The organism is Sporosarcina sp. CAU 1771, from assembly GCF_054482775.1.
Genome location: NZ_JBTLRN010000049.1, coordinates 1 through 5,325, shown reverse-complemented (window position 1 = coordinate 5,325; position 5,325 = coordinate 1). Strand labels below are relative to the sequence as shown.

Below are 5,325 nucleotides of genomic sequence, written 5' to 3'. Positions count from 1 at the left end.
TCCAACGATGACCGCGTAGCGTATCCAACTCTGTTTGAATATTCACATAACAATAAAACGAGGTTAACCAACGTGTCGAAAAATATTTTTCCGACACCCTACAACGGCTTAAACCGTTGATATATCAATGTTTATAGAGGGAGGATGGAATTACATGCTGATTAGTTTGATGCAAGGGATAGGCATATTTTATTATTGGACTTGGTTTGTCTGGCCATTTGTGTTTGTTTTGTCTTTAGTTTATGCGATTTCTACATTAGTAAAAGATGAAAAAACATCAATGAAACCTGCCATCGTTGCTTCTATAGCACTTTTAATAATTCTGGCTGGAGTGACTTCACCAACATTTAGTTAACTCTTTATCGAGCGGGACTGCAGATGCGTGTTGAAAAAAACAAGATATTCCGTAATCATCCGAAGCAGTCGACTTTCCGAAAGGTTCCTTTTAGAGACGAATTGAGGGGGCCTGTGGATACGTGGATACATTGCTGACGCCCTACACGTCTTAGACCCAGATGATCACATTATCTTTTATCCAAAAAAACGTAATCTAAAAGGCTACTTATTTAATCATCAGTTGCTGAATAAGGAATTCGTTTCAATCGGGCCATTATCATAAAGAAAAGTACCGTTTAGTTTGAGTTTTATGTTTATTTCTCGGGCCACTTTTTGTATTTTGATATATTCACACTTATAAATTCATTTTGACAACTGATTTTCGGAGACTTCGTAGGGTTTTAAGTAAAAAATGGAGTGGAGGTGTTAAACGGTGAAGAGAGATTTAATTATTGGTGCATTTGTCCTGTTAGTATTAATTACAATTTTCTTAGTTATGAGTGAATCTGAGAGTAAAGATATTACAAGGGAAGTACAAGAGGAAAATAACAAGTTGGTAAATACAGTCACTACTCTAGAAAAAGATCTAACGGAAAGTTTAAATACGGTAGAAGAGTTAAAGGAAAAGAATGTAACATTGGAAGAGGACATTTCCAATATGGAAGAAGATATCGCATCTTTAAAATTTAATATGGACTATAAAGATTTTAATGAAGCAATAAACACTATTGAATCTTATAAAAAAGTAAAAGTATTTGACGATACAAAACAATTCGTTTCCAGTGGTGTAGGTTCTTATTACATAGATCAAAAAGGAAATTGTCCTTGCGGATTTTTGTTTAGTGGTAAGACGCTTGAATGGAGACCTAATGTTATTCTGGAGCTTAATAAATTTACCATCGAAAATGGAAGAATACTCCTTACTTATCATACAGCTAAGGAAATTGGTCGTGACTATCAATTTATATTAACCAATGAAGAAGGATGGAAGATAGAAGATATAAAACTTGAAAAGAAGTGAGTAAATAAAAAAATCCCTCGTATTAAACATTTACTTTATGGGCGCAATATAAATTCTCGAAAAAAACGTACTGGATACTTGTGCACTTTATCCACAAAGTGATAAATGTTAAAGATCTGATTGGTAAGCTTTGAAGTAGTAGCAAGTCTTTTAAATCTTTAAAATAATGAATGCCGATGTTCGCTTTTCCATAAATAATTAAAGAATAGAATAACCACTTCTTTCGAAATCGAGTGCATTCGCCAAATTCAGAATTACTAATATAGGAGGGATTCGTATGAAAAGGGGAAGTATTGGAATGGTAGTAGTTTCAACACTATTTGTTGTACTCGTGCTTTCGTTAGTCGAGTATTTAATTCCTGATAGAAGCAGTATTGTTTTTATTGGCATAGCTGGATTATCAGCATTAGTCGGAGGGTTGATAGGTACTAAATTGTTTCCGAATAATGCTGATCAGTAATCGGACGCAGTCGTTAAGCAACATTCTCTCTCTAAATCAGTAAGTAAACGTGTCGTTTATTTAATTGAAAGTAAGTTCTTCAAAGACATTCCCCGATCCTTCATCTTCTATTGAAACATCTAACTGAACGTTGTTTTCTGGAACATTATCGAAAATCTGATAATATGTCATTAAGTTTGCAATTTCAGCGACTTTTAATCCGTCACTTTCTACGTTAAAGGAGTTTTCCTCAGCAATGATCTCCATCTTTGTCAACTCCTCATTGTACGTGATTGCTTTGATGGATGGATAATCTCCCTCTTCAACAGTGTCTTGAATGGTCGTTTTAATGGTGTTGAAGATAGAAACTTTGAATAACATTTGCATGTCGCTCGTCATGACTAATGTAAAGGAAGAATCGGCATTTTGTGTTGCTTTTACATCACTCGATTCGAAATCTCGAATAACTGCTTCAGCGTCTTTTTCCTCATAATAACTTGCAGGTATCCTAAGTTCCACCATACCTGAATCCGTGTTTGTATCGGAAGTCGTTACAGTTTCACTAGTAGCGGCCGCTTGTTTTTCTGAATCAGGTGGATTCTCCTCAGTTGTAGATGAATTGCAACCAGCCATCACAAACATACTACTAAATAGAAGCAACATAAATTGTTTCATTGATCTAATCTCCTACTCTGTTTTATTTTGGTGTGAATTCCTAGTATAAAGGTCGAATGTTAAGTTTAGGTTAAAGTAAAATCTTTTATTAAAAATCGCTATTGATAATCAATGAGTGAATGTCGTCTAATCAATCTAAGCCACTTCCTTAGCGAATAAGAAAGGATGATTACGTGTCGCAATTTAAAGACGAAATCCTATTAAAAGGACTTAAAGAAAATAATCTGAAAAACATTGATTTAATTATACAAAAAGAAAAAATTACCGTCTTTACGGGCCTTTCGGGATCAGGAAAAAGCTCCGTTGTTTTTGATACAGTAGCCGCAGAAAGCAGACGTCAAGTGTCTATGAACTATCCTCTTTACGTCAGAAATCAGATGCCGAGATACGAACGACCCCATGCGGATTTGATGAAAAACTTAAGTCCAGTTGTCGTCGTAGAGCAAAGGCCAATCGGAGGAAATTCCCGTTCGACCGTTGGTACGTATATGGATATACATCCACTCATTCGACTTTTGTTCTCACGAATCGGATCGCCGTCGATCGAATCGGCCACTGATTTTTCCAGTCAAAGCTCATTTGGTAGTTGTCCGGAATGCAGCGGGTATGGACAAGTCATTGCGCCAGATTTGTATAAACTTGTCGACTTCGAAAAGTCACTTCGAGAGCATGCAGTAAAGTTTAAACCGTTATCTCCTTCCGGTTGGCAAGGCAGATGGATGATAACAGGTGGCTTATTCAATCCCGATCAACCGATAAAGGACTTTTCCGATGAAGACTATCGCCTCTTTATAGAAGGTCCTCCAAAAGGTGAGAAAGTTTTCGCGCCATTTCATACAAAGAACGGACCCCAACCTCATGAGTGGGACGGATTATTGCCGAGATTTACTCGCCTTTATATTCATCGAGACATCTCAAAACTCAAACAAGTCTCGAAGGAAGAAGTGTTATCCGTTTCGACGCATACATTGTGTCCGATATGCCTTGGTTCCGGTTTAAATCCCAAAGTATTGGCATGTAAAATTAACGGTCTTAATATTGCACAATACGATCAATTAGAACTTACTCAACTACTTGAAGAACTAACGAAAATCAATGACCCTTTAGGGAAATCAATCGCCCAGCAAGCTATCCCGCATGTTCAACAACTTGTTGAAATGGGATTATCTTATTTAAGCCTTTCCAGAAAGATGAATACTCTTTCTGGTGGTGAAGCGCAAAGGGTGAAAATTGCCCGCCATTTGGGAAGCAGTTTAAATAACCTCATCTACATTTTCGATGAACCGAGTGCAGGACTTCATCCGGAGGAAGTAAGTTTGTTAATAGACATGCTGAAACGTCTAAAAGCCCAACATAATACCGTCATCGTCATCGAACATGATTTAGCAATCATTAAAGTGGCCGACGAAATCATCGAGATGGGCCCAGGAGCGGGTGTACACGGGGGAACGGTTGTTTATCAAGGAGAAATCAAAGGACTCAAACATTCAAAAGCCGCAACTACCTTAAATGAGAGCCTTAAGATTAACAAACATCCGCGCAATGCAAAAAGTTACTTTACAATCAAAAACGCAAGGAACAATAACTTGAAAAATATTCGCGTAACTATCCCGAAAAATGCGCTCGTCACTGTATGTGGCGTATCGGGATCAGGAAAGAGTTCGTTAATGATGGAAGCATTCTCAGAAACGTATCCAGGAACAATCATGGTAGGACAAGGAAGTATAGGAATCTCAACCCGCTCTACACTCGCAACGTATATGGGAATTATGGATGACATTCGGACCATCTTTGCAAAAGAAACGGGACAAGCTCCAGGTTTGTTCACCTTTAACTCCATAGGGGCATGTCCTGTCTGCAAAGGAAAAGGAGTGACACAGCCGGATGTCGCCTTTGCTGATCCTGTGACCGTTCTTTGTGAAGCGTGTAACGGACTGAGGTATTCAAAGGAAGCATTGTCATATCGCTATAAAGGTAAAAACATAGCTGAGATTTTAGAGTTAACGATTGATGAGGTATTGAATACCTTCACTATGTCAAAGATTATAAGAAGAGTAAATACGCTAATCGATGTAGGCTTGGGGTATTTAACATTAGGGCAGACGACGAGCTCGTTAAGTGGAGGAGAAGTACAGCGTCTGAAACTGGCAAGCCACTTGCAAAAGGAAGGCCAAATCTACCTGTTAGACGAACCCTCCTTAGGCCTGCATGCGAAAGATAATGGAAAACTGTTGGATGTATTTCAAAAACTTGTGGACAACGGGAATTCCGTACTTATCATCGAACACAATTTGGACTTTCTAGCGGCGAGCGACTGGATCATCGAATTAGGTCCAGGCGGAGGTCGACAAGGCGGAACTATGCTATTCGAAGGAACTCCAGAAGAAATGCTAACTGCAGAAACCCTGACAGCAAAATGGTTAAGGGATGGAGTCGCGGAAGCATAAGAATCGAAGGGCAACTGAATTCCTTAGACTCATTCGCACCAGACTCCCAAGACGTAACTATCGTTTACTAGGTCTGGTTTTTTGTTCGCTTTCGAAAGCCTGCTTTTTTGTAGAGGGTTTCCCGGTTTTAAATTTCTGAATTCGCATATACACGAATCATTTGGGAAGAGTTGTACGAAAAGAAACGATTGAATTGTACTTGCTTACTGGCCAAATGTGTAATTGTGTATTAGAGTATGAAAGTCGGCAAAAAATCAGGCGCTTGAGTATTGCGGAGAGAATGAGCCACTAGAGCGGAGTTTTGAGCCACCGTTTGCGGAAGAAAGAGCCAGTAAGTGCGGAGAAGGAAGCCACTGGTTGGTAAGGGTACAAAAAACAGCCATTGGTGTGCTACCGTCCAATGGCTG

The 5,325-nt window shown here is 38.8% G+C and carries 5 protein-coding genes; 4 read left to right on the top strand and 1 reads right to left on the bottom strand.

All coding sequences use genetic code 11. The annotated features are described in order from the left end of the window. Positions 1–154 precede the first annotated feature (154 nt). The 3 genes from ACXYMX_RS16870 to ACXYMX_RS16860 all read left to right on the top strand — a co-directional run bounded on the left by ACXYMX_RS16870 (position 155) and on the right by ACXYMX_RS16860 (position 1,817). Positions 155–355: a hypothetical protein gene (locus ACXYMX_RS16870; RefSeq protein ID WP_459045410.1), complete on the top strand. Its 201-nt coding sequence runs from the start codon at positions 155–157 to the stop codon at positions 353–355. A gap of 414 nt (positions 356–769) precedes the next feature. Further along, positions 770–1,357, top strand: a complete 588-nt coding sequence (locus ACXYMX_RS16865) for a hypothetical protein (RefSeq protein WP_459045409.1) — start codon at positions 770–772, stop codon at positions 1,355–1,357. A gap of 277 nt (positions 1,358–1,634) precedes the next feature. After that, complete coding sequence (locus tag ACXYMX_RS16860; protein WP_459045408.1) at positions 1,635–1,817, top strand: hypothetical protein; 183 nt, start codon at positions 1,635–1,637, stop codon at positions 1,815–1,817. A 60-nt stretch (positions 1,818–1,877) separates the two neighbouring features. Here ACXYMX_RS16860 and ACXYMX_RS16855 read toward each other — a convergent pair whose 3' ends face one another. Continuing rightward, the gene (locus ACXYMX_RS16855) at positions 1,878–2,471 is read right to left on the bottom strand and encodes a hypothetical protein (RefSeq protein ID WP_459045407.1); all 594 of its coding nucleotides are present in this window, start codon (positions 2,469–2,471) and stop codon (positions 1,878–1,880) included. 173 nt (positions 2,472–2,644) lie between these two features. Between ACXYMX_RS16855 and ACXYMX_RS16850 the strand changes: the two genes are divergently transcribed. Next, entirely contained in the window at positions 2,645–4,918 is a 2,274-nt protein-coding gene (locus ACXYMX_RS16850; protein WP_459045406.1) for an ATP-binding cassette domain-containing protein, read from the top strand. The last annotated feature ends 407 nt before the right edge of the window (positions 4,919–5,325 follow it).